The sequence below is a fragment of the Runella sp. SP2 genome (genome assembly GCF_003711225.1).
Classification (GTDB): Bacteria; Bacteroidota; Bacteroidia; order Cytophagales; family Spirosomataceae; genus Runella.
In genome coordinates, this window is the sequence record NZ_CP031030.1 from 1,439,899 (window position 1) to 1,464,564 (window position 24,666).

General features: G+C 44.9%; 17 protein-coding genes. 6 read left to right on the forward strand and 11 right to left on the reverse strand.

The features are described from left to right. Nucleotides 1-8: 8 nt before the first annotated feature. The 5 genes from DTQ70_RS06075 to DTQ70_RS06095 all read left to right on the forward strand — a co-directional run bounded on the left by DTQ70_RS06075 (nt 9) and on the right by DTQ70_RS06095 (nt 6,703). Nucleotides 9-1,427, forward strand: coding sequence for an undecaprenyl-phosphate glucose phosphotransferase (locus DTQ70_RS06075; protein ID WP_122929985.1), 1,419 nt, complete (start codon nt 9-11; stop codon nt 1,425-1,427). Nucleotides 1,428-1,573: 146 nt separating this feature from the next. Next, nucleotides 1,574-3,214, forward strand: a complete 1,641-nt coding sequence (locus tag DTQ70_RS06080; RefSeq protein ID WP_122929986.1) for a glycosyltransferase family 39 protein — start codon at nt 1,574-1,576, stop codon at nt 3,212-3,214. Next, nucleotides 3,214-4,188, forward strand: a complete 975-nt coding sequence (locus DTQ70_RS06085; RefSeq protein WP_229600081.1) for a glycosyltransferase family 2 protein — start codon at nt 3,214-3,216, stop codon at nt 4,186-4,188. The genes DTQ70_RS06080 and DTQ70_RS06085 overlap by 1 nt, the downstream gene beginning before the upstream one ends. A gap of 2 nt (nt 4,189-4,190) precedes the next feature. Continuing rightward, nucleotides 4,191-5,168 carry an SDR family NAD(P)-dependent oxidoreductase gene (locus tag DTQ70_RS06090; RefSeq protein ID WP_122929987.1) on the forward strand — a complete coding sequence of 326 codons (978 nt, stop codon included), beginning with the start codon at nt 4,191-4,193 and terminating at the stop codon, nt 5,166-5,168. A gap of 116 nt (nt 5,169-5,284) precedes the next feature. Continuing rightward, nucleotides 5,285-6,703 (forward strand): exopolysaccharide biosynthesis polyprenyl glycosylphosphotransferase, encoded by a 1,419-nt coding sequence (locus DTQ70_RS06095; RefSeq protein ID WP_122929988.1) that lies wholly within the window; start codon nt 5,285-5,287, stop codon nt 6,701-6,703. Nucleotides 6,704-6,736: 33 nt separating this feature from the next. On the opposite strand, the gene DTQ70_RS06100 is transcribed toward DTQ70_RS06095, so the two are convergent. The 9 genes from DTQ70_RS06100 to DTQ70_RS06140 form a co-directional block, all read right to left on the reverse strand. Next, nucleotides 6,737-8,002 carry a polysaccharide pyruvyl transferase family protein gene (locus DTQ70_RS06100; RefSeq protein WP_122929989.1) on the reverse strand — a complete coding sequence of 422 codons (1,266 nt, stop codon included), beginning with the start codon at nt 8,000-8,002 and terminating at the stop codon, nt 6,737-6,739. Nucleotides 8,003-8,014: 12 nt separating this feature from the next. Then, nucleotides 8,015-9,340, reverse strand: coding sequence for a polysaccharide pyruvyl transferase family protein (locus DTQ70_RS06105; protein ID WP_164489890.1), 1,326 nt, complete (start codon nt 9,338-9,340; stop codon nt 8,015-8,017). Nucleotides 9,341-9,353: 13 nt separating this feature from the next. Then, nucleotides 9,354-10,628, reverse strand: a complete 1,275-nt coding sequence (locus tag DTQ70_RS06110; protein ID WP_122929991.1) for a polysaccharide pyruvyl transferase family protein — start codon at nt 10,626-10,628, stop codon at nt 9,354-9,356. Between the two features lie 135 nt (nt 10,629-10,763). After that, the gene (locus DTQ70_RS06115; RefSeq protein ID WP_122929992.1) at nt 10,764-12,461 is read right to left on the reverse strand and encodes a RagB/SusD family nutrient uptake outer membrane protein; all 1,698 of its coding nucleotides are present in this window, start codon (nt 12,459-12,461) and stop codon (nt 10,764-10,766) included. 12 nt (nt 12,462-12,473) lie between these two features. Next, nucleotides 12,474-15,797 (reverse strand): TonB-dependent receptor, encoded by a 3,324-nt coding sequence (locus DTQ70_RS06120; RefSeq protein WP_122929993.1) that lies wholly within the window; start codon nt 15,795-15,797, stop codon nt 12,474-12,476. Between the two features lie 153 nt (nt 15,798-15,950). Further along, nucleotides 15,951-17,045 carry a FecR family protein gene (locus tag DTQ70_RS06125; RefSeq protein WP_122929994.1) on the reverse strand — a complete coding sequence of 365 codons (1,095 nt, stop codon included), beginning with the start codon at nt 17,043-17,045 and terminating at the stop codon, nt 15,951-15,953. 21 nt (nt 17,046-17,066) lie between these two features. Then, nucleotides 17,067-17,678, reverse strand: a complete 612-nt coding sequence (locus tag DTQ70_RS06130; RefSeq protein ID WP_122929995.1) for an RNA polymerase sigma factor — start codon at nt 17,676-17,678, stop codon at nt 17,067-17,069. Between the two features lie 362 nt (nt 17,679-18,040). After that, the gene (locus tag DTQ70_RS06135; protein WP_122929996.1) at nt 18,041-18,310 is read right to left on the reverse strand and encodes a putative toxin-antitoxin system toxin component, PIN family; all 270 of its coding nucleotides are present in this window, start codon (nt 18,308-18,310) and stop codon (nt 18,041-18,043) included. Further along, nucleotides 18,303-18,548, reverse strand: coding sequence for a hypothetical protein (locus DTQ70_RS06140; protein ID WP_122929997.1), 246 nt, complete (start codon nt 18,546-18,548; stop codon nt 18,303-18,305). The genes DTQ70_RS06135 and DTQ70_RS06140 overlap by 8 nt, the downstream gene beginning before the upstream one ends. Before the next feature lie 128 nt (nt 18,549-18,676). Here DTQ70_RS06140 and DTQ70_RS06145 point away from each other — a divergent pair, with 128 nt between their 5' ends. Then, complete coding sequence (locus DTQ70_RS06145) at nt 18,677-20,713, forward strand: alginate lyase family protein (RefSeq protein WP_122929998.1); 2,037 nt, start codon at nt 18,677-18,679, stop codon at nt 20,711-20,713. Nucleotides 20,714-20,729: 16 nt separating this feature from the next. On the opposite strand, the gene DTQ70_RS06150 is transcribed toward DTQ70_RS06145, so the two are convergent. Both DTQ70_RS06150 and DTQ70_RS06155 read right to left on the reverse strand, forming a co-directional pair. Next, nucleotides 20,730-21,947 (reverse strand): exo-beta-N-acetylmuramidase NamZ domain-containing protein, encoded by a 1,218-nt coding sequence (locus tag DTQ70_RS06150; protein ID WP_122929999.1) that lies wholly within the window; start codon nt 21,945-21,947, stop codon nt 20,730-20,732. Nucleotides 21,948-22,143: 196 nt separating this feature from the next. Beyond that, a complete protein-coding gene (locus DTQ70_RS06155; protein ID WP_122930000.1) occupies nt 22,144-24,630 on the reverse strand; it encodes a hypothetical protein in 2,487 nt (828 codons plus the stop codon). Between the last annotated feature and the right edge of the window lie 36 nt (nt 24,631-24,666).

Genomic DNA, 24,666 nt, shown 5'->3' on the forward strand with positions numbered 1-24,666 from the left:
GGAAGAGGATGTCAGTATTGAATGTATTATCTCCCTCGCCTGATTTTCGAATCAGGCGTCGAAAAAATCATTTAAGGCTATTAAGTGATTTTATAGTCATAGCTATAGTGTATGTATTTAGTACACTTTGTTGTCAAAGAGAATTGAGCCAAATAAATACGCTCATTATCATTGGTTTGTTACTTGTTTGGTACTTTTCAAGTAAATTTATTAAAATTTATGACGACTTTAGATTTTCATTATTTACTGATGAATTACTAAGCTTACTTCCTAATTTAATTGTTCAACTGGTTGTACTATCAATTTCATTGTTTTTGCTCGATGATCATTTTCACGCAAGAATATTTACGGTAATATATGCGACAACATTAATGGTTACTGTCGGTTTTAAAATGTATTTTACCCGTAGTTTATTATTGTACTGGTACGCACGAGGTATAAACCAAAAAAAAGTAATAGTTGTAGGAGATTTTCCTTCCGTTCATGAATTTATTGACTTGATTCAGAAAAAGCCCCAATCTGGCTATAAAATTGCAGGAGCACGCGCCCATGATTTTGTAAAAAATGAGAAATCAACTTTACAAGAAACGTTGATTTTTCTGAAAAATACCCCAATCAATGAAATAGATGAACTGGTTATTGCGGTTCAAAAATTTAGCGAAACATACGTAGCAGGCTTGATTGAATGGGCCGATAAACAGGGTGTACCTGTTAAGTTTACTCCTGGCTTTTTTCAGTTAAATGCCTCCCGTTATTCGTTTGAATTATTTGGACAATACCCGTTGGTAACCGTACGAAGTACGCTGTTAGATTTGAATTACTGGCAAGGGGTAAAACGTGCTTTTGATGTTGTTTTTAGTATATGTTTTTTGTTGTTGATTGCGTTGTGGTTGTTTCCAATCATAGCGCTGGCGATAAAAATTAACTCCAAAGGACCCGTGTTTTTTATCCAAGGCCGTTGGGGGCAAAAAGGAAAAATTATCAAAGTGTGGAAGTTCAGAACGATGTATCACGGCGCATCGACCATCAAAAAGGAGGGAGGCTTTAATCAAACCACTTCCAATGATCCACGGGTGACGCGCGTCGGGCAGTTTTTACGAAAAACCAGTTTGGACGAACTTCCGCAGTTTATCAACGTTTTTTTGGGGAGTATGTCAGTGGTGGGGCCTCGCCCACATGCTACAAAGCACAGCGAAGAAACCCTCCCACTGATAGATAATTACATGATTCGGCACCGCGTTAAGCCAGGGATTACGGGTTGGGCGCAGGTCAATGGCTACCGAGGTGAAACTCACGAGATTGGACTGATGCGGAAACGAGTGGAATACGACATTTGGTACATCGAAAACTGGAGCCTTTTGTTAGATATACAGGTAATTTTTAAAACGGTATATAATATGATGAAAGGTGAACCCCAAGCATATTAGATATTAGGTTATCCACATTGATTACTAACCTCTCAAATGTTGTAAGACTTCTGAGAGGTTTTTTATTTACTGATGCGTTAATTTTTGCAATTTTGCTGACGATTGTTGTGAGTAATGTAGAGACTGGGTCATCAAAATAAAAACGGATGAGTATTGCAAAAAGTAATAAATGGCACGTATTGGCTGTAATTTTGGCAATACCTGCCCTTTTTTCACACTTGGGCTATATTCCGTTGGACATGTCAACCGACGAAGCGCGGCGGGCGCTGGTGGCACTGGAAATGGATTTGACGGGAAATTATTTGACACCCACCTTAAACGGAGAACTATATTTTAACAAACCCCCGCTCTATAACTGGCTCATATTAGCCTCGTTTCGGTTTTGGGGCGATTACTCGTCGTGGAGCCTTAGGTTTCCCATGGCGGTGTCGGTAATTGGGTTTTCTTTCACCATTTTTTACTGGATGCGTCGGTACGTACCTTATCAGATTGCGGCCATGGTAGCGTTGTTGCAATTGGTCAACGGACGCGTACTTTTTTACGAAACGCTCTATGGCCTGATTGATATTACCTACTCATGGGCGACGTTTACGGCCTTTATGGTGATTTATGAGTATGACAAACGCAAAAAATACGGCTTACTGTTTTTGTACTCTTATCTCATTTGCGCTTTGGGGTTTATGATGAAAGGGCTGCCCTCTTTGGTTTTTCAGGGGATGACGTTGGTGGCTTGGCTAGGTTACCAGCGGAAGTGGCGGGTGTTATGGCACCCTACTCATTTTTTTGGCATAGCGGTTTTTCTCGGGATTGTGGGGACGTATTATGCCCTGAGCATAGCGGCGTTTGGTTTCCCACTCCAAAAAGCAATGTATGTCCTGTGGGACGAAAGTGTAAAGCGGACGGGTGTGGCTTTTGGCATAACTGCTACGGTGCTGCACATTCTCACTTTTCCGTTTGAATACATTTTTCATTTTTTACCTTTTACGTTATTTATTCTCTTATTTTATCCTTCAACTCCCCAAAAATCGTGGTCAACTGCGCTGGCTTCGTTGCGAAAATACACAAGCCCGATGGACTCCTTTTTGCGGTTTTGTGCCATTACTTTTGTGGCCAATGTATTCGTCTATTGGGTCTCGCCGCAGGTGTATGCACGCTATACGTTGATGCTTCTGCCGCTTTTCTTTACGCTGGTGGTGGTGGCTTATTACCAACAGGAAGGGCACTGGCAGCGGCGTTGGATTGAAGTTTTTATGGGGAGCGTCATGGGAATCACGGTTTTTGCGGTTTGGATTGCGTTTGGCATTGAAGCGACCCGAAAACTACCCTACGTGTGGGGAGCATGCTTGGCAACGAGCGGGGTGGTGGGACTCATGTGCTGGTGGTATTTTCACCAAAAAGAAGTCCGCTTGGATATTTTTGTGGTGTTTCTTTTGGTGGCTCGTATATCTTTTAATTTTTTGTTTGTTCCGCCCCGCGAGGCCAAGCGGCAGCGGTATTTGGAAGACAATGTGAAAGCAGCGCTGATGACCATAGATGCGAGGGGGAATGCCCTGCCTTTGAAGAGTTATAAAACGACCATTGGTGATGATGGAGCGACGGATGTCAATAGTTTTCACATCGAAACTACGCGGCGGAAAGTCCTTCCCATAAGTTTTAAAAAAGAGAAAGGAGTGTATTACTTGGCTGATTCTAGTAACTTGGCGGGCGAAAAGTACAAAGAGATCGCTAGGCTGACGCTTTATCCAGAGCGACCTGCCAAAATAGTCCGCTTCGACCAAGCACCTTAATGATGACGCATTCGCTTTCCCACCCAGCGCCACTTGTATCGGTTGTGGTTTGTGTATTTAATGAGGCCGAAAACATTCGTCCGTTGATAATAGAAATAGATGAAGCCCTGCGTGGATGTTCTTACGAAATCATTTACGTCAACGATGGCTCAACGGATAATACCCTTTGGGAACTGAAAAATATCACGCATAAAAGTTTAAAAGTAATTGATTTTCAGCGTAATTATGGCCAAAGTCAAGCCTTGGCGGCGGGCATAGAGGCGGCATCAGGTGAGTATATTGCTACTTTGGATGGTGATTTGCAAAATGACCCTTCGGACATACCTGCCTTACTCACCGTCGCCCAGCAAGGTGATTATGACATGATTGCTACCGTACGGTTGAAACGAAAAGATAGTTTTGCTACCCGAAAACTGCCCAGTATCATCGCCAATTGGCTCATCCGCAACCTATTGGATGTACACTGCAAAGACTATGGAAGTACGTTGCGGGTATTTAGGGCGCCTTTGGCGAAAAGACTGCCCTTGTACGGCGAGTTGCACCGATTTATTCCAGTACTTGCTGCCTTAGAAGGGGCAAAGATGACCGAAGTGGTGGTGAAACATCGTCCACGGATTTCGGGGACTTCCAAATATAATTTAGGGCGGACAACCAAAGTAATCAGTGATTTGGTTTGGGTATATTTTATGAAAAAATACATGTTAAAGCCCATTCATTTTTTTGGAAAAATAGCGATTTGGATGTTTGTAGGGTCATTTTTAGTGTGTTTGTACATGGGTTGTACGCTAGTGGCTCGACCAGAAGTGAGCTTGGCGTCTTGGCCAACAGCTGCGCTGATTCTTGCCGTTTCAGGGGTTCAATTGTTGGGCATGGGCATTGTAGCCGAGCTAGTAATGCGGTCTCTTTTTGAATCGCAGGGCAAAAAAACGTACATCATCCGTCAGATTTATACTTCTCATAACCAACGACAGTAAGCATGGTCATTTTGATAACGGGTGGTGCTGGTTTTATTGGCTCTCACCTTTCAGAACAATTACTTCAGCAAGGGCATCAAGTTGTATGTGTTGATAACCTTGATGAATACATCTATTGTTCGGCGTTGAAGCGCGAGAACCTCAGTGCGTTGGCACAGTACGACAACTTTATTTTTATCAAGGCAGATATTCGTGATAAAGCAGCTTTACAACAACTTTTGGTGGATTATCAATGTGAACTGGTGATTCATTTGGCCGCCTACGCAGGCGTGAGGCCGTCGGTAATGGAGCCCGAAAAGTTTTTTGAAATCAACGTAAACGGGACATTGGCGGTGTTAGAGGCGATGCGAAAAACGGGCGTCCGTCGAATCATCATGGCGTCGTCGTCGTCGGTTTATGGCAATAGTGCTGCGCGTATATTTAAAGAAACAGACGCCGCCGATCAGCCAATTTCTCCCTATGCCGCGTCGAAGCGAGCGGCAGAATTGGTGGCATATTCGTATCATTCGCTTCACCAATTTGACGTAACCTGCTTGCGATTATTTACGGTGTTTGGCCCGAGGCAACGCCCCGAAATGGCCATCCGAAAATTTATTGAACGTATCCAAGCAGAACAACCTATTGATATCTATGGCGATGGGCAATCCATCCGAAATTATACGTACATCTCAGACGTGGTCAATGCCTTTTTAAAGGCGATGGATAAACCTCAAGGGTTTGGGGTGTATAACATCGCTGGGCCAACTACCACAAGCCTTCTGGAAACGATTGAAGTGATTGAGAAGCAGGTTGGAAAACAAAGCCAACGCACCTATAAACCAGAACAAGCAGGTGACATGCGGCAGACGGCTGCGGATATTTCAAAAGCGCAACAGGAGCTGGGCTATTTTCCTCAAGTTGAATTTGAAGAGGGAATAAGCCGAGTGATTGACTGGATGATGCGTGAGTCTTCAAAGCAACTGCTGGTGGCTTGTAAGTAGTTAAGCAAAGTTAATTGTATATAGTTGTCAAATCGAGGTGGCTTTCCGCAACGATTATTGGCCTGTTATATACTTCAATTTATCTTCATAATGTTTTTTTAGTGATTGTCGAGGCTATGTCTATTTCAAACGCACACCCTCCGTCTCCTAATTACCGTATTCGGCGTCGAAAAAATCATCTTCGACTATTGGCGGATTTTGCCTTTATTGGTATTGTATATGTTTTTAGTTCTCTTTTTTTTGGCAGAGAATTAAAACAATTAGACATACTGGTCGTCGGAGGCCTTGTTTTGGCTTGGTATTTTTCCTCCAAAGTGAGCAAGTTATACCAAGATTTTCGAATGGCTGCTTTTATTGAGGAGCTGTTGCCGCTCTTCCTAACATTGTTTGTTCAGTTTGTGACTTTATCTATTTCACTTTTTTTGTTAAATAATCATTTCTATGCCCGTAGTTTTACTGTTGTCTATACAGTTTCATTGACGATTGTTATTGGCTTGAAAATGTATGTAATTCGACAAATAATGAACCGTTGGCACATAAAAGGCACCAATCAAAAAAGTGTTGTCGTTGTTGGTGATTTTGCTTCAGTGCACGAGTTTATAGATTTGGTACAACAAAGACCGCATTACGGCTATAAAATCGTGGGCGCGCGTGTTCATGACTTTGTTAAAAATGATAAGGTTGTGTTAAAAGAAACATTAAATTTTTTACAATCTACATCCATCAATGAAGTAGATGAGTTAGTAATTGCCCTTCAAAAATTTAGTGAAATTTACGTAGCGGGTTTGATTGAGTGGGCAGATAAACAGGGTGTTCTTGTTAAGTTTACCCCTGGCTTTTTTCAATTTAATGCCTCACGCTATTCGTTTGAATTATTTGGACAATATCCGCTGGTAACCGTACGAAGTACGCTGCTGGATTTGAATTATTGGCAGGGAATAAAACGGGCTTTTGATGTTGTTTTTAGTGTGTGTTTTTTGTTGCTGATTGCCTCGTGGTTGTTTCCAATAATAGCGCTGGCGATAAAAATTAACTCCAAAGGACCCGTGTTTTTTATCCAAGGTCGCTGGGGACAAAAAGGGAAAATTATCAAGGTGTGGAAGTTCAGGACGATGTATCACGGCGCATCGACTGTTAAAAAGGAGGGAGGATTTAGCCAAACTACTTCCAATGATCCACGGGTGACGCTCGTCGGGCAGTTTTTACGAAAAACCAATTTGGACGAACTTCCGCAGTTTATCAACGTTTTTTTGGGGAGTATGTCAGTGGTAGGGCCTCGTCCACATGCCACAAAGCACAGCGAAGAAACCCTCCCACTGATTGATAATTATATGATTCGGCACCGCGTTAAGCCAGGGATTACGGGTTGGGCGCAGGTCAATGGCTACCGAGGTGAAACCCACGAGATTGGCCTGATGCGCAAACGAGTAGAATACGACATTTGGTACATCGAAAATTGGAGCCTTTTGCTAGATATACAGGTAGTTTTTAAAACGGTATATAACATGGTGAAAGGTGATCCGCAGGCATATTGATCAAAACTGCATGACCGACTCAGGTTCGGTCAACTACACTTTCTTCTTAATGACTTCAAAGGCGGCGTTGTATTGACTTTGGACTTTTGCCATTGATTGTTTTACGCTCTTTTTAGCTGCCCCATAATCCGCCACTGTTTGTAATAGCCTGTCGGTGATTTGTTGTCCCGTCGTCTCTTCAATTTCAAACGTCCAATCTTTCAATCCTAAGTCGTAATACATCTGTCCTTTGATGGTGTCTTGGGGTTGACGCAAATAAAAGGCGGGAGTACCGTTAGTCAGCGCAATGATGGGGGAATGGCACTCATAGCTCAACACAGCGTGGGCGTGGGAATACAACGACGCCGCTTCATCGGGCAGCCAATAGCCGTGTTTGACCACAAAAGGCTTCACATCTTCAGGGAGCGGGTTGACCAATAATTCATCAATAATATCTACTTGATAGGTCATTTCGGGGCAAACGACGATTTTGTTACCCGTTTTTCGTACCCACGCTACCATCGATTCACGGACTTTGGCGTGGTCGATTTCTTTCCATTTGTCGTTGAGGTCGTTGACTTCCTTGATACGCTCTTCACTCCAGCCGCTGGGCCTGATTTTGTAATAAGGGGTTACTCGAAGGCGCGGAATCACACAAATGAATTTGCGATGTTCTAACTTATTTTCCTGAATAAATTGATTGGCTTTTTGGTCGTTATGAATCTCCAACACAAAAGTAGCATCAGGCGCAAAGGCAATGTGCGGCCCTTGTACACCCGCTTCTTGTAGCTTTTGAATAGAAGCCGTTTCCCGTGTAAAAACAAACGAGGCGTGTTGGAGCAGGTCTTTCAACGCAGGAGAAATAGTTTGCGTAGTGACCCCAAAAATACCAAACGGCTTCTGGGTTTGCTTGTGCCAAGCTTGTAAGTAATCGGTAGCAACGACCGACGGCCCTGAACCGTGAAGGAAAAAATCAGCTTCCTGAAATGCCCGTTTTACTTCTTCCGTTTGAGGTGTCAACTCCTTATCTACCGCCCCGTGAATAATGGTGACGTCGGGGTAGTATTTGTTGAGCATGGTTTCTACCATCTCACTTTTACTTTTTTTCCATAGAATAATCCTAGCTTTGGGCAGGCGTTTTTTCAACAGGCCAATCAGCCCGGGCGTATGGGCAATGTCTCCGATGTTGACATCCTGCCAACCCGAAGTGATGAGTATTACAGGGTTGTTTTTTTGAGTGGCTTGTACCAAAAAAGGGAACATGGCTGCGGCTGAAATTAAGCTGCTTTGTTGTATAAATTGACGACGATTGAGATGCATGGGAATTAGATTTTATTTCGCCAGTTTTTTCACTACTGACATGGTTTCTTTTTGGCGGTTGCGGACTACATCCATGGCTTTTTGGGCTTTGGCTTTGGCCGTTTTGTAGTCTTTGTAAATTGTTAAAACTGCTCCCGTAATATCGGATGCAGGCGCTTGGTCTATTTCAAATAGCCACTCGGGGACACCAATGTCCCGAAACATCCACCCTTTGCGACCGTGTTTGAGCGGGCGAGCATGAACCACAGGCACTCCCAACGCCAAGCCCATAATGAGCGAATGGGGTTCCATCCCAAACATCGTATGTGCTCGGGCATACACCGACATGGCTTCGTCGGCACTCCAAAAGGTCTCTCGGCATACGACTTTGGCCTTGATGCTATCGTCTAATTGGTCGTAGAGCATCGTTTTGGCGTATTTAGTTTCTTTCAATGCCTCGGGCGCAATCAAAACTTTCATACCCGTAGTCGTGACCCACTGATGGATTAAGTCCTTCACTTTTCCCAATCGCAGCGCATCTTGTTGTTGCTGTTCGGGTGTAGGAGCAGGATTCATCATGTCGCCTTTGCCTGTGGCATTCAAATGCGGCGTATTGGTTCGTACTACTACCACCAAAAACTTCCCTTCTTCCAACCCTGTCTGACGAAGATAGGCAAGCCCCTTGGCTTCGTCCCGCACGTCTATTCCAAAACATCCATCTGGGCCAAATTCAATGATGGGGGTTTTGAACTGGTTTTCTTTCAAGAACTTGACCGACTCGGTATCACGACAATAGATAAAAGACGCACGGCTCAGTACATCCCGAAAAAGCGATAACGCGGGCGGCGCAAACTTGTCGAACGACTGCCCGTAAAGCCCAAAAGGAATGTTGTTTTCGAGGCAATAATAAAAGGGAGCAAGGTTGGACATGACGCCAGTCCATTCATAATTGAACAAACCATAGTTCATCGACATTCCTGAGTTATGAATATATACGTCGGCTTGCTCGAATGCCGTTTTAAGTTCTCCCTGCAAACCTTCGTCTTGGTTGAAAAAAGCCCCGTGAACGATTTTTACTTTCGGGAAGTTTTTGACAATCAATGCCTCCGTAACGGGGCGAGGTTGGGCGTGCCACAAAATAATTTGCGCTTCGGGAATGTGTCTTTCCAACAAACGCAAAGTGCCAGGCGTATGACCAATGTCCCCAATGTTGTTGTCGTTCCACGACGAGCGGAGTAGTATCGTGGGTGTTTTGGCCAATGGTATTTCAGATATGTTCAGTTGTTCCCGTAGGGGCACTTGAATAGTAGTAGCCGCAAGGGTAGAAAGTTTAAGAAAATCTCGACGGGAAGTAGGCATGACGTTTTTCGGTTCAGGTTGTAAAGACATTCTTTTTCAAGACATTCATGGTTTGTTCTTGTCGCTGTTTCACAAAGGCTTGGGCTTTTTTTACCTTCATTTTAGCGGCTTTGGGGTTCTTAGCCATTTCGAGTACCGTCGGAACAATTTTGGCGACATCATTTGGCGTGTCCATGTCAAAGAGCCACTCGCCCAGCCCAATGTCTCGCCACATGTAGCCCTTGCTGGTTTGTTCGTCAAACCGACAAACGATGGCAGGAATTCCCTGCGCAATGCACATAATGGGCGAGTGCATTTCCAAACCAAACAAGCCTGCCGAACGAATATACGTACTCACTGCTTCGTCGGTAAGCCAATAGGTATCTCGCCATACCACCTTCTTTTTTACATCCTCAGGAAGTGGGTCGTAGAGCATTTCTTTCCCAATTCGCATTTGAGTCGCATTTTCGGGAACGAGCAAGACTTGGAGCGGTGTTTGGCGTACCACGGCGATGATTGCTTCACGAATAGGGGCGTTGTCCTGCTCTTTCATCTTTTCGTTGTGCGCGTGCTTGGCTTCGTTGATGGTTTGCTTTTTAGAAGGCAACTCCCACCAAGGCGAAAACCGTACTTGGGGAATTGCGCACAAAAACTTCCCCGTTTCGAGACCGTGTTCCCGTAAAAAAGCATCGGCCGCTTGGTCGTCTCTGACATCCACTGCAAAGGCACCATCGGGACAAAATTCCATGATGGGACAGTTGACTCCCTGTTTTTTGGCAAAATCCATGGATACCGAATCTCTGAAATAAGCAAAACGGGCTTGGGCCAAGATGTCTAAGTCGAGCGGCGTTACTTTTTGGCGATCTTCAGGGAAGCCATAGACGCCAGGAAATGTAATGCCATAAATGCCGTAAGGTTTACCCGTGGTTTTTCGCCAACGCTCCACGTCTTGCTTGGCGACCAACGAAGGTCCTGAGCCATGCAGCAAAAAAACACATTCGGTAAATGCTTGCTGAATTTCTTCGGGAGTTTGGATAATGCGCAGTTGGGGAAAACGCTTTCGCAGCATTTCTTCCACGCCATTTTTGACATTGGAAGGCCATAGGCGTACTTCAACTTCGGGCAAATATTTTTCCAAAAGTGTCAGCACGCCTGGCGTATGTGCAATGTCTCCAATGTTTTCGGTTTGCCACGACGAACGCAAAATGATCGACTTAGGTACTGCTGCCGTAGCTTCTCCCAACGCCACGTGCAACGAAGCCGCAAACAGGGAAGTCTGTTTTAAAAAAGTACGTCTATTGAGTGTCATATTTATCTTGAGAATGGAAGTTTATCCCCGCAGAAACTCGCAGAAATTTATAACCGTTGATTTTCGCTGAATTTCCTGCATCTGCGTCATTCTGCGGCCTTAAATCTGCGTTGGTCTGCGGGTAAAATAAATAGTCTAATAGCCAGGATTTTGCTCAAACTTGGCTCCTGTGTTGGCATCAATTACTTTTTGGGGAATAGGCCAATACTTGTTAAAATCTTGGATTGTTTTGCCCGAAGAAGGACCATTCGCCACCGACGGTTCTGAATTATATTTTCTTACCCTGTCCACCAAACGTCCCATGCGAATTAAGGTGCGTAATCTGGGCTCTTCCACAATCAACTCCCGCGTTCTTTCGTCCAAAATAAAGTCTTCGGTTACTTTTGTTGCACTGATTAAGGTAGCTTTTGCCCTTGTCCGCACTACGTTGATGTCTTTGGCGGCATTTTCCAAATCACCCTTTCTGAAATAAGCTTCTGCCCTCAGCAAATAGGTCTCGGCGACCCTCATGCGGCTAAAATCTTTGGACGTATTGCCCGATAAAATATCGTTATTGATGGATGAGCCCTCAATTTTTCGGAAATAAGGATAATATTGGCGCAAGGTATCAATGGAAATGGCTGTGAGCGTACCGTCGTTTCGGGCCAAAAACAAGTTTCCGTTAGTTCCCTTTTTGACGACAATTGGCTTCCCAAAATAATCTTTGTCGGCAGGGTTGTTGTAGTAAAAAGTGCGGCGGATGTTATAAACCGAATTTCTCATGTCTTTGGGGTCTAATGCCCACACCTCGTATTTGGCATAATTGGTCGGAGAATTAACCCCAATTCCTCTTCCTATGCTATCGACTACGACATTCAAGACGCGATTGGGAGTTTGTAAGCGGTCATATTCGGGTCCCCAGTAACGAATACTGTTATTGGCCAAAGAAGTCGAAAAGCTCCCGCCTACGTTGGTACTTTCAAATTGCCAAGCCCACATCACCTCTTTGTTACCCGCCGAGTAGTTGACTTGCCCATTGGCAAAAAGGTCAGAAAAAACATCGCCAGGCCGCGAAGCCGCCGCGCCAAATCGCGTCGTCATGAGTTGATAATCGCCCGCTTCTTTGTTAATCACTTTGCTGGCCGCACTGATGGATTTATCATAGAATGACGCATCTTTTGACTCCATTCCCAGTGAGATATAAATTTCGCTCAATAGGTGAAACGCCGCCGCTCGGGGGATGCGGCCGTCTTTGACTTGCAGCGGTAGTAGGGTGATGGCCTCTTCCAAATCTTTGGCCGCAAAATTGAGTACTTCGAGCCGAGAGTTTCTTACAAAATCAAATTTGGGTTCGGTGATTGTTTGCTTTACAATTGGTACACCTCCGTAAATATTGGCCAAAAAATTGTACGTGTAGGCCCGAAAGAAAAGCGCTTGTCCTTTAATGTTGTTAAGGTCTTCGGTCTTAATGCTGAGATTGGGGTTATTGAGGCCGTCCAAAACGGTATTGGCCCGTAAAATCATGGTTTTATATGCCCAATCCCAATACACAATGGTCGCATCTAAGTTGGGGTTAAGCAGGCTGTAATCTTTATTCCCGCGCGAGTCGTTTCGTCCCCATTGAGTTTGATCGGTCCCTACGGTCATGTATTCAAAGTTGAGGGATGCAATGATGTGTTCCTGACGTGCGCCTTCGTACAAACCCACCACGGCGGCATCGAACCCTGCGGTATTGGTTAGTAAGTTTTCGGGGCTAAACCGATCCAACGGCACTTCCTTTAAAAAATCATCGTTGCAGGCGGTCGTAATGCCCAAAAGTGATAGAAGTAAGAATACTTTATATGTTGATTTCATTGTTCCTGAATTTTAGAATGACACGTTAATCCCGCCAATAAATGTTTTAAGCAATGGCCCGTTTGTGCCTGGGTCACGGCCGCCGCCCCCAAACTCGGGATCCCATCCGTTCCATTTGGTCCACGTAAATAAGTTTTTGCCACTTACATACACTTGAAGGTTGGCTATTTTCAACTTCTTGATCAACGCCTCCGAAAAATTATAGGACAACGATACGTCTTGCAGCCTTGCGAAGCTTCGACTTTCGTAAAAACCATACCCGAGCGGATTACGATAGTTGATTCGGGGGTGGGTATTGATAGGGTTTGAGGGCGTCCAATAAGGCGTATTGAGGAAATTGGCTTGGTCGAAGAAATTAGAGCCAGGGTTGATGAGCGAGTTAGAACTGTAACCACCCTCTCTGATATTGAACGTAGAGGACAAACTAAACCTTTTGAAGTTGACGATATTGGTGATTCCTACATTAAAATTAGGTTGGTTGCTGTGCAATACTGCGCGGTCTAAGGGCGTGATTTTGCCATCTGGTACTCCATTGGGGCCGCTGATGTCCTTAAATTTTATGTCTCCTGGCTTAGAGCCTGGTATTAACGACAAATCGTCTCCTTCCTGAAAAATACCATCAAATACATAGTCAAAGTTACTGCCCAGCGGCTGCCCGATAAACCATCCACTGGCAATGTCATCGTCTTCTATGCCATCGTTGTTGATGTCTCTGCCCGTGAGCTGAACGATTTTGTTTCTATTGAGCGAAAAAGCGAGGTTGGTATTCCATCCCCAGTCTCCTCTTTCAATATTTTTGGTTTTGAGGTCTAACTCAAAGCCTTTGTTTCTGGTTTTTCCAATATTTCTCAAGAAAACCTCAAAACCGTTGGTGTTCGGGATGGTCTGGTTGAGGAGCAGGTCAAACGTGTTGGAAACGTAAAAATTGAGGGAGGCCGAAATTCGACTGGAAAATGCCTGAACGTCGGTGCCAATGTTGAAACTTTCGGTCGTTTCCCAACCCAAATTAGGATTGGCGAGCGTGGTAGGGATGAGGCCGATTGATACAGGTTGTCCATCTCCAAAAACATAATTCCGCTGACCAACTTGGCTCAAAGACGAGTACTCGCTCACGCCTCGGTTTCCGTTGCGTCCCCACGATGCCCGCAGTTTTAAGAAGTCAATTTTTTTGACGTCTTTCATAAAACCTTCATCACTTACGTTCCAACTGAAAGCAACCGAGGGAAAAGTTCCGAATTTACGACCCTCTCCAAAGGCCGAAAATCCATCTCTGCGTACACTCAAAGTAAAGAAGTATTTACTTTTCAACGAATAGCCCAAGCGCGCCATGGAAGAGATTTGACGGTTTTGAGTGGCGCCTACGTCAATGCTGTAGCCTTCGCCAATTTCCAATGAATTGTAGCCTAACGCATCGTTGAAAATGTTTTGGCTTGACAGGAATGAAAACTGGTTTGACAACTGATAAATGCCGTAAAGAACGGTCAAATCAAGGCTGTGTTCTTGGGCAAATCTTCGCTGGTATTTCATTATATTTTCCAACGTAAAGTTTTGGGTTTCCCCGTGCCTTTTAGAGCCAGAACCCAGACGATTGATAGGGGCATAGGTAGGGCTGTAAGCGAATGTTTTGGAGTCGGTTCGGGTATAGCCGCCGTTGAGTTTATAGGTTAAACCTTCCAGCAAGGTCACATCGGCGTAGGCATTGGCAAAGAGAATATTGGTGATGGATTTGTTGGTGTTTAAAAGTGTTCCCAATAAGGGGTTGGTTACTAAGCCCCAGTTTTGGGGAAGAGGGGTAGGAGAGACGCCATCCTCTAAATATAAACTTGCGTAGGGGCTTAGGTAAGATGTTGCCAAAAGATTGGCCCTTACTCCTGAATTGTCTCTGGACGAATACCCAGAATTGATACCCAATTTGAGCCAATCGGTGGCTTGTACGCCCAAGTTTAATCGGCTCGACAAACGATTGAAATTGTCGCCTCTGACGGGCGATTTAGAGTCGGTGTAAGCCCCTGAAAAAAAGTAACTTAATCTATCCATTTTCCCTGAAACGTTGAGCTCATAATTCGACATCGGAGCACTTTGTTTGATTTCTTGGAAGGGGTTAATGGTTTTTCCAGCGGCAATATTTGCTTGCTCAATCACCGAAAATGGGACACTTCCTCCCTCGGCTACTTCTGCATCTTTGCGCGCCGCCAAGTACTGCTCGGGGGTGCGGTAATTTGGTAAAAAAGCATAATCTGAAGCCCCCAAATAGGTGGTGAACGTAAATTTAGGTTTTCCTGATTTTCCTTTTTTGGTGGTAATTTCAATGACACCGTTGGTTGCCAAAGAGCCATAAATGGCCGTCGAACTGGCATCTTTCAAAATGTCGATGGTCTCGATGTCGTTGGGGTTGATGTCGGCCAAATTCCCTCCTGCATAAATAATACCATCCAATACGATAAGGGGAGAACTATTGGCTGAAATAGAGTTGATTCCTCGGATTCGGATCGTTCCTGCTTGCCCAGGGCGACCATTGTCAATGACTTGCACGCCTGCCGTTGTTCCTCTCAGGATTTGCGACGCGTTGGTGTTGGGTTGCAATCGGGTGGCTTCCACGTCCACACTTGCGATGGCTCCCGTCAGGTCTTTCTTTTTCTGGGTTCCATAACCCACCACCACCACTTCTTCGAGGGCTTTGGTGTCGGGCTTGAGCGATACGTTGAGGGTGGTTTGGTTGCCAATGGCAAATTCTTGAGAAATATACCCCACAAATGAAAATACCAAGACTTCGCTGTTACTAGCAAGAACAATTCGGTATTTTCCTGCGGCGTCAGTACTTGTACCGCGTACAGTTCCTTTCACTAAAACACTGACACCTGGCAAGCCCATTCCGTTTTCGTCAGTAACTGTACCCGTGATGGCTTGGTCTAATTGCAGGTCGAACATAGTGGGTTGATTCTTAGGTTCTAACCCTTCTGGCACGTTTCCCAAAACCCGACGCGTCAACACAATTTTGTTGGATCGGAGCACTTGGAAGTTGATTTGACGCGGGGTAAGAATTTGCTGCAACACCGACTCCAAGGTTTCGTCTTTGATGTCGAGGGTCAATTTTTCGTTGGTAGTGAGGACTCCTTTTTGGTAAGAAAAAACGACATTGGTTTTTTGCTCAATGGTTTTGAGTACCGTTTTTAGTTCGGTATTTTTCAAATGGAGCGTAATTTTTTCTTGCAGTCGTTCTTGGCCAAAAGTATTCTCCGCAAAACTGAGGGTAGTCAGCAGACAAACAAACAGCAAGGGGGTGAGGGTGATTTTCATAAGATAGAAAATCTCTTTTCTGGTAAAGAAATTTGACATAATTTTGATTGTTTTTGTTTTGGAAAAGACAAAGCACGAACGCGCGGTGCTTCCTACACAACCGCAAGTTCAATAAGGGAAAGATGTGACCGCATCTTTCCTCTTTTTTTGATTATGGGGGATAATTTTTTTTGGTTTACATACTGGTTGGGTTTAATGACATCCCTTTGACTCGATAATTATCTGGGCATCAATCTCTTTGTAAGCCGCGCCGATGGTTTGGCAAATCACTTCAAGTTGGTCGTACAGCGAATCATCGCTGATGGTGGTGGTGAGGATACAGTCGGAAAGCGTGTCTTCGTTGTAGCGGATTTCGACGCCAAACAATTTCTCCAACTCTTTGAATACTTCGGCTACTTTCACTTCGTCAAACTGCCTTTTAACCAGCGTTTTTTGGGTCACGATAGGGATTGGTACTTCTACCAAGCTGCGGTTCAACAGCTCGTTGGTTCGGTTAAAAACGGCTTGTTGGTTGGGTAATAAAAGCAATCCTTTGGTTTCGGGATCGGCGATGTCGATGCGGTTTTGTTTAAATACCGATACTCTCCCCGTCTGGACTTTCACCGTTACTTGTTTGCTATTTTCTAAGGCCGCGATACGGAAACTCGTTCCCAGTACTCTGGTAATCAATTCATTAGAATAGACATAAAAAGGCTTGGCGGGATTTTCGGCTACTTCAAAAAAAGCTTCCCCACTCAGCACAACTTCGCGTTTTTTGGCTTCAAAATGTACTGGAAAACTCAAACGGCTCCCTTTCTCCAGGTGCACTAACGTGCCATCTTCAAGCTGTACTTTTTGGGTGGTAGGGCCGTTGTTGATTATTTCCTGACGCGGGCTTTTTGCTTCAACCACTGCAATCAAATCTTGGTAATTGACTTGATGATCGGGTTGTTTCATGGTCCAAAGCCAAGCCGCACCTGCCACCAAGACCAAGCTTGCTGCCCACTTGAAAGCCCTTGTTTGCCAAAATTGAGGTAAGAAACTGACCTGTTTTTCCACAATATCTTCCTCAGAAATGAGGGCAGAGATATTGTTCCAAATGGATTTTTGGTCAAGCGAATGGGCTGTGGCTTCTTCCGCCTTTTGTACAGCCAAAATCAATTGTTTTGCTTGGGCAACTTCGTTGGCTTTGGTAGGATGTTGTTGCAGAAACTGTTGCCAAAAAGCGTCTTCTTCCCGAAACAATACCCATCGGACAAACGAGTCGTCGTGTAAAAAGTCGTTGCGTTTAAATTGGTCATAGTTCATGATGTCGAAAACAAAAAATGGTTAATTAATAAGGCGGGATAGTTGTAAAAAAAGCAGTATGAGTGGCTGTATTCCTTTGATAGTGAGGCGCAATACGCTGTATGCTTTGAAGAGTAAGTTGCTGACCGACTGTTTACTAAGCCCCATGAGCTGGGTCATTTGGTCGAGGCTCATGCCGTGGTAAAAACGTAAGTTGATGGCCTCCTGCTGACGCTGGCTTAATTGAGAAATGGCTTTGGCAACGGCTTGCGTTTGATTGACTTGGGTTTCCTGCTCAATGGATTGTTGTTCGGACGAAAACGCCACCAAAAAATCAAGAAAATCATTGATGTCTTCCGAGGTTTCAAGCAAATCGTTGCGGGTGTTTCGGATCACCTGATGGCGCAAAGCCCGAAATAAATAAAACTTGACACTTTCTACGTCGGCAAGGTGCTGCCTGCGCCGCCACACATCCACAAAAACGTCCTGAATGGCGTCTTCAAGCTGTTGTTTGTCAGTGCTTAACCGATAGCCATAATTGGCCAACACCTCAAAGTAGCGGTTGTACAATTGTTCAAAGGCGCGTACATCGCCTTTTTTGAATGCAATCCAGAGGGTTGTTTCGTCGGTATGGTTTGGGTGGTTTTTCTTCATGTTTTTGCAAACGCTTGGTTGTCTGCTTGGGATAGTCACATTTATTCTCAAACGAGTGATAAACGCTTCACAAGTACAGGTACAAGGTTCGCAAAAAAATACCCTTCGTTGAGAAATATTTTTTTGGGGGGGAGAAGGTGGAGGCGGGCGAGGAGGAAGGGTTTTATTAGTTTTCTAAGCCACGCCTTTTGAGGTTAACTTATCGGATTAAAAAGCTCTATGCCTTCGGCTTTGTTGGGTAAGTTGATGGTTATCTGGGGGATAATTACTGTTGGTTTTCTCCGTTAAATCTTTGCAAATTGAATATACCAATCCAAGAAACTTGTCGAAATCAACGTGTTTGTAAAAAATATTGTTCATTTTTACGATTTAGGCTGCCATTCTAAGAATTGACGAGGGGTCAGGATTTCAATATTTCGATAAGGGTTTAGTACCAATAAATCGTCATCGCCTGACACAATGATTTGGGCTTTCCCTGATACAGCTGTCTCTAAAAATTTGTTATCTTTTGAATCGCGGCAGTCGGTAATGACTTCCTCAATATCTATCATTTCCACGGTTTCTAAATAGTGGACATAAAACTCTTGCCGCTCTTTCAAACTGACATATTTGTCAAACACAATCCTAATCACGCTCTTCGTCTATTTCAGCCAAAAGGGAGGCTAATGTTTCTTCAGTTAAGCCATTTATTTCGGCTTGGTCTGACAGTTTATCCATGGATAACAGTAATCGTTTTTTGGGATTTGGTTCGGTAGCGGTTTTTAATAAGTTCGTAATCAGAAAGTTGAGCTTTTTACGTTTCTGTTTGTCTCGACGTAAATCAGCCCCAACCTGATCATCTACCTTTATTTTGAATGTTAATGTGGTCATCGCTTTCTTTTTTACCCAAATATAACGATTTTACTAATAACTCACCGCGCTCATACAAAAGCCAAAGGTAGAAATGGCGGGTTATTGTCCTTACTGTTTTTAGGCAGAAATCAAACAAATATCCAACCATGAAACTTAGAAGTAACCTGCTCCTTTCTCTTTTATTTTTTCTATCCCTGAACCTTTTCGCCCAAAAACCTTGGCAAAAAATGGTGACGGTGGAGGATGTCTGCGAAAGTTATCCCAAAGAAATGCAACGGCTTTTGAGTCGGCTTGATTTGGAAACCAAAGGCTTGGCACAAACGCGTGAAGCCTATCAAAAGGGGGACTTGGTGAATGCCTGCAAAGTCTTGTTGGCCTATTATAAGAATAATGGAAAAGTAGCCTTCCTGCGCAAAACTCAACCCGCCAAAGGTACAAAAACCGTCGCCAGTGCCGACACGATTTTGAAGGATGTGTTTGTGGTGCAAAATGTGAAGGGAAAAGTGACGTATGGTGCCGATGGTCACCGCGATTGGTACTACAAGGGTCCCAACAACGACCGTGAATGGGCTTGGCTTTCCAATCGTCATAGTCAAGTGTTGGAGGTGTTTGAGGCGTATTTTGACACAGGAAACCCGAAATATGCCCAGTACATTGATGGTTTTTTGCGGGATTTTATCATTAAAAGTTGGCCTTATCCTGCTGCCAAAGGAAGCGAGTCCATTTGGCGCGGTCTGGAAGTGGCGGCGAGGGCAAAGGCTTGGTCGAAGGTTTTTTATGGTCTCATCAACAGCGAATATCTATCGCCAGCTACTCAATTGCTGATGCTGAGCAGCCTGCCCGACCACGCTCATTACAATCGGAGTTTTCACGGAGGGAACAATTGGCTTACGATGGAAATCTCGGCTTTGGCAACGGTGGCGACCAATTTTTCTGAGTTTAAATCGTCGAATGAATGGCTTGACTACTCCATTGCTACCATGGCCGAAAGCATGAAAGGACAGGTTTATCCAGATGGAATTCAGACCGAACTAACCTCTCATTATCATAATGTTGCGTTGGATAATTTTGTGCTTTTCAAAGAGATTTGTGACCGTGCTAACAAGCCTTTACCCGATTTTTTCAACCAAACCATCGAAAACATGTATGGCTACATTGCCCACGCCATACGTCCTGATGGTTTTCGGATTTTAAATAACGACGGCGACCGAGGAAGTGACCGAGCAATCGTGCTGGAAGCTGCCCAAAAGTTCAATAAAAGTGATTGGGCGTACATTGCCTCCAACGGAAAAACGGGTTCAAAACCTGTGGACGGGCCTTCTTATTTTTTTCCTTGGGCGGGGCAGCTCATTTCAAGAAGTGGCTATGATGCCCAGGCGCATTGGTCATTTTTTGACATTGGCCCTTGGGGAAGTGGTCACCAGCACAACGACAAACTTCATCTGTCAGTCTCGGCTTATGGCCGCGATTTATTGGTGGATGCGGGACGCTTTGCCTACACGGGTGAAACGGCGGACAAATTTCGTCCCTACGCCAAAGGTAGCGAAGGACATAATCTTTTGTTGATAGACGGACACGGCCAAAAATCAGGCCCGACGCACGCCAAAAGCCCGCTAGGGGATTCGTATTTTAAGCTGCACAAAGACTTTGATTACGCAGCCAATTCCATGAGTGATTTTATAGATTTGGAAGGCAAGGCCGAGCACAGAAGGGCGCTTTTTTACGTGAGAGGGGCGTTTTGGGTGGTGGTTGATCAAATCAAAACCGATAAGCCAAGGCAAATTGAGGCGCTTTGGCATTGGCATCCGTCGTGTACTGTTGTGAAGGACAATTCAACGGTAAAAACACAAAATCATTCTGGGAACTTGGCCATTGTTCCAGTTAGTTCACAGAAGTTTGACATTACCTTTATTAAAGGACAGGAAAAACCGACGATTCAGGGATGGTACAGTCGGGAGTATAATTTGTACGAACCAAACACCATGAGTAAGTTCAGTACCCACATTCAAAGCAATGATACGCTGGTTTGGCTATTACTTCCCTCAGAAAAAGAAACGCCCATGGTCAATGCCAAGATTTTAACCCAAAACGAAACTGAAATGAGCCTTGAAGTGAAAATGAAGGGGAAAACATGGCAACTAACCATTCCCTACGCGGATAGCGGTGATGCAAGGCTCAAATGAGAAAAATAATGACAAATTAATCTGGATATAAAAGATATTTTGCCCGAATCGCCTTGAATTTTTGCAATCCAGGTTCCCAGCTTTTTCTGATGTCGGCTTCCGACATTCCCGCTATGATTTGCTTTCTAAGTTGATCTGTCCCGATACGCAAATCAAAGGGAGATACACCGTTGGCTCTTTCTTGCTGGAAGAAATTGGCTTTGTCAGGATAGGCATTGTAGAGTTCAATGACCCACGATAAATTAATCTGACGACTTTTGCGCAAAGGGCTTATGTCATAGCCACGAAGGTCGAGTCCATAACAAACAGAATCTTTTTGATTGGGGCGTTCGCTCATTCCAGGAATGCTTACTGGTTTGTACGAAAACGAATACTTGCCTTTCAATGCGGGCGCTCCCAAAATGGTAAAGGGCATGTAAGTCCCTCGGCCTTCGTTGATTGCTGTCCCTTCAAACATACATAAACTCGGGAAAAGCACCACCGCTTGCTGCGTATTTAAGTTGGGAGAGGGATTGATAGGCAGGTCATAAGGAGTGGTATGGTCGTAATTGGCCACTTTGATAACCTTAATTTTGCATGGTTCTTTCAGATAACCTTCACCGTTGAGATAGTGTGCAAATTCCCCGATGGTCATGCCATGGGTCATAGGGGTGTAATGTATCCCAATGGCCGATTTATATTTATCTTCCGTCATGACGGGGCCATCCACGACGTAAGCGTTTGGGTTTGGCCTGTCAAGAATCAAGAGTTCTTTATTGTTTTCGGCACAAGCTTCCATCACATACTCAAGCGTATTGATGTTGGTATAATAGCGGCAGCCCACATCCTGAATATCAAAGACCATTAAGTCGATATCTGCCAATTGTTCTTTGGTGGGTTTCTGATTTTTACCGTATAAAGAGATAATCGGAAGTCCCGTTTTCGCATCTTTTTCGTCGCTTACTACCGCTCCATTGCTGGCGTTGCCTCTAAAGCCGTGCTCAGGGCCAAACACTTTTACAATCTTAACGCCGAGACTCAGTAAACTGTCCACACTGCTTTTTTTGCCAATAATAGAACTCTGATTGGCAACCAGTGCAATTCGTTTTCCTTTTAGATAAGGTACATATTTTTCAGTCTGGTCGGCACCCGTAATAATTCCCCGTTTTGGATTTGATGATTTACTTTGTGCGACGCCTTTATTATTGCTGATTATCAGTAGGATAAAAAAAAGGACAGAAGTAAATCGTAACATCTTTAGTTGGTTTTAGTGTTGGTGCAATGCGGGATAGGGCGGCTAAATTAGTGAATTTTGGCTAATTCAACCTCATCCCCAACCCTTCCGCTCAGGCGGCCCTGTCCTTTCTGGAGAAGGGCTTTTAAAGTCCCCCTCTTCTGAAAGGCCGCGACGGCGTACCGTGAGGGGGATTTAGGGGGTGAGGTTGAATTACTTATTTATACGTCAACCAAGCTGTAGCTTCGCAGTTTTTATTGGCTGAAAAACGAATCCAGCGTGCTTGAAAACCAGCAGGAAAGGTGTAGTTGAAAGTTTCTCCCGCTTTCACGGTAACTTCTTTATAATTCATCCAAGGGCCATGACCAATCGGTTCTACTTCTACCGTAAAGGTGACGGCTTCGCTACTTTTGTGGGAAAGCTGGAGGCTTTTTTTGTCATAAAAACCAATCAAATACGGGTCAGAAGGGGTATTGGCACGTACTTGGCTGTTTTTCCAAGGCCCACCTTGCCCCGTAGGTTTTCCCAGTTTCCAAAGGTCATCGATGGTGCCTGCCCATACTTTGGCTTTCCCGTCGGTGGAGGCAATGATGTGATTGCTGTTGGGCGTTTGGGCGTCTAGGCCAGTCATCACAAACAACCCACGGTAAGAGGAGTAGTCGTGAATCGTCAACGAGTGTGAAGCTACGGGGCGAATCTTGGCAAAACCGTCGGCATTTTCGGCGGGTAGTTCGTAAAAAGTGCCGTGTACATTCATTAAGTCACGCTCGGTAGCCACTTCCCGACAAATCCGCAAGGAAGCACTGTTCGTTTTGGTGGTAAATGCTTCATTGCCTTTGGGTAAACGCCAACGGCGGCCTGAGTCATCTACGACCAATACCGATGCCTCGTCCACACTGACCACATCTTTGGGAATGGCAAATTCTTTACGAATAAACTGTGCCGTGGCGGCATCTTCTTTACGGACGAGGTTAAGGGCGCTGTCGAGTTCATAATAACCGTTTTCGCTAAATTGTCCATTCACAAAATCGCCTGCCAAAATCCCCAACTGACGGCGGTTTTTGCCCAAGCCGTACAGAAGTCCCGCTTTATAATTGTTGCTACTGATGCTGGCCAATCCGTCAAATGATTTGTCTTTGGCAACGGCAAAACGGCTTTCGTCTGTGTAGTTGAAGTTGACTGTCGCAGTCGTGTTTTTGTTGGTTTTTACCCGAATCCATTCACCTTGTTCGGTTGCGGCAAAAGCCATTGACGCCGCTTGTCCCGCTTTTACGGTGACAGATTTGGCCGATTTCCAGCTTCCTTTTCCGTTCGTGTCGATCTCAAACGTAAACGTCACGTCTTCGTTGCCCGCATTTTTTACCCACGCCATGCGCTGTTTCCAACCCGCAAACAAAAATGGGTCGGAAGCCACGTTTGCTTCTATTTTATCGTTGAGCCAAATCGCTCCTTGGGCAGTGTTAGGGCCTAATTGGTCGGGCATATTGAAGGAGGTAAACCACAAATTAGAGTTCGATTGTCCTGGGCCTTCGATGTTTCCTTTGGTTTTACGTTTATTCAAAAACTCTTTTTGAGCTGAATCATCGCAGCCAAAAACGAGGCCATTTTGCCAGCGTGTGTAGTCGCCGATGACTTTCAAATACGCCGAACGTGGACGAATACCAGCGGTGTTTTTCGACGAAAATGTTTGGGGGAAACGCCAGAATAGCCCGTGCATGGTCATCAAATAATCAGGCTGCGTAGCGGTGCCAATGTCGCGGATGCGTGGCCATTCGGTGTTCCAGCCGTGTGCACCGTCGTAGCTGTGGCTGGCTTTGGGAAGCCTAAAAAACGACCATTTTCCGCTGTCGCGCACCGCTAATAGTACTGAGCGATGATCCCAGCCCGTTGCCCAAATAGGGTCGGTTTCGGGGTTTTTGTTGCCATAAATCCCGCCTGGCCCCGTCACCTCTACAAACTGATTGCGACGCACGACCTTCCAATCTTTGCCATTCCATTCGGCCAGCACCCCCGCTTCAATGTGAAACTGTTTGAGGGCTTGGGGGCCAGGTTCACCGTTGTTGGAATACACCATCACGCCTTGTCCCGAATACAAACCTTTTCCGTGCGCTCCAGGAAGCAACGTACCGTTGTGGTTGTTGGCGACGTCGTTTTCTTTTTTGGTTTTTACGTTGCCGTCTTGGTACAAAAGTTTTGATTCTAAGGTGTTTACATCCACTTCATAAAATCCTTCTTCCATCGTACCGTAGTAAATCTTGTGGGTGGGGTCGGTCAAGTGTCGCGCATTCCCCGTATGACGGCCAGGCATTTGGGCATAAGGAATGGTGCTGACTTTTCCGTTGTCGGCAATGGCATACGGGCCAATAAATAACTGCTTACTTTCGGCATGAACCATGCGATTGGCGGGTGTTCCACCGATGCTTTCCGAACGAATGGTTTCGTGCAAATCTGGCGTGATTTCGTAAAGTTTGTCCGAAGAGCCGTTGGGCAAGTGCGGCCCGTACGTAATGACCCAGAGCTTTCCAGCCCAAGGGACTACTGCGCCCGTGCCGCATTCGCCTTCGTTGTTATAATAAGCAAGGTGTGGATATATGCCGCTGATTTGTCGGAAAGATGTTTTTGGTTGGGCGTAGGAAGTCTGGGTGGTTAGTTTCAAGCCAATAATGACAGTTGTTACCAACCATTTTAATGGTATTTTATGCATGGTAAAATGAAGTTTAATCAAAAAATGAATAACGTT

Coding starts and splice junctions, on each gene's coding strand:
- DTQ70_RS06120 (WP_122929993.1), bottom strand. CDS start 15,797: ATGTCAAATTTCTTTACCAGAAAAGAGATTTTCTATCTTATGAAAATC.
- DTQ70_RS06100 (WP_122929989.1), bottom strand. CDS start 8,002: ATGCATCTCAATCGTCGTCAATTTATACAACAAAGCAGCTTAATTTCA.
- DTQ70_RS06095 (WP_122929988.1), top strand. CDS start 5,285: ATGTCTATTTCAAACGCACACCCTCCGTCTCCTAATTACCGTATTCGG.
- DTQ70_RS06140 (WP_122929997.1), bottom strand. CDS start 18,548: ATGACCACATTAACATTCAAAATAAAGGTAGATGATCAGGTTGGGGCT.
- DTQ70_RS06080 (WP_122929986.1), top strand. CDS start 1,574: ATGAGTATTGCAAAAAGTAATAAATGGCACGTATTGGCTGTAATTTTG.
- DTQ70_RS06150 (WP_122929999.1), bottom strand. CDS start 21,947: ATGTTACGATTTACTTCTGTCCTTTTTTTTATCCTACTGATAATCAGC.
- DTQ70_RS06085 (WP_229600081.1), top strand. CDS start 3,214: ATGATGACGCATTCGCTTTCCCACCCAGCGCCACTTGTATCGGTTGTG.
- DTQ70_RS06105 (WP_164489890.1), bottom strand. CDS start 9,340: ATGCCTACTTCCCGTCGAGATTTTCTTAAACTTTCTACCCTTGCGGCT.
- DTQ70_RS06130 (WP_122929995.1), bottom strand. CDS start 17,678: ATGAAGAAAAACCACCCAAACCATACCGACGAAACAACCCTCTGGATT.
- DTQ70_RS06145 (WP_122929998.1), top strand. CDS start 18,677: ATGAAACTTAGAAGTAACCTGCTCCTTTCTCTTTTATTTTTTCTATCC.
- DTQ70_RS06090 (WP_122929987.1), top strand. CDS start 4,191: ATGGTCATTTTGATAACGGGTGGTGCTGGTTTTATTGGCTCTCACCTT.
- DTQ70_RS06125 (WP_122929994.1), bottom strand. CDS start 17,045: ATGAACTATGACCAATTTAAACGCAACGACTTTTTACACGACGACTCG.
- DTQ70_RS06075 (WP_122929985.1), top strand. CDS start 9: ATGTCAGTATTGAATGTATTATCTCCCTCGCCTGATTTTCGAATCAGG.
- DTQ70_RS06110 (WP_122929991.1), bottom strand. CDS start 10,628: ATGACACTCAATAGACGTACTTTTTTAAAACAGACTTCCCTGTTTGCG.
- DTQ70_RS06115 (WP_122929992.1), bottom strand. CDS start 12,461: ATGAAATCAACATATAAAGTATTCTTACTTCTATCACTTTTGGGCATT.
- DTQ70_RS06155 (WP_122930000.1), bottom strand. CDS start 24,630: ATGCATAAAATACCATTAAAATGGTTGGTAACAACTGTCATTATTGGC.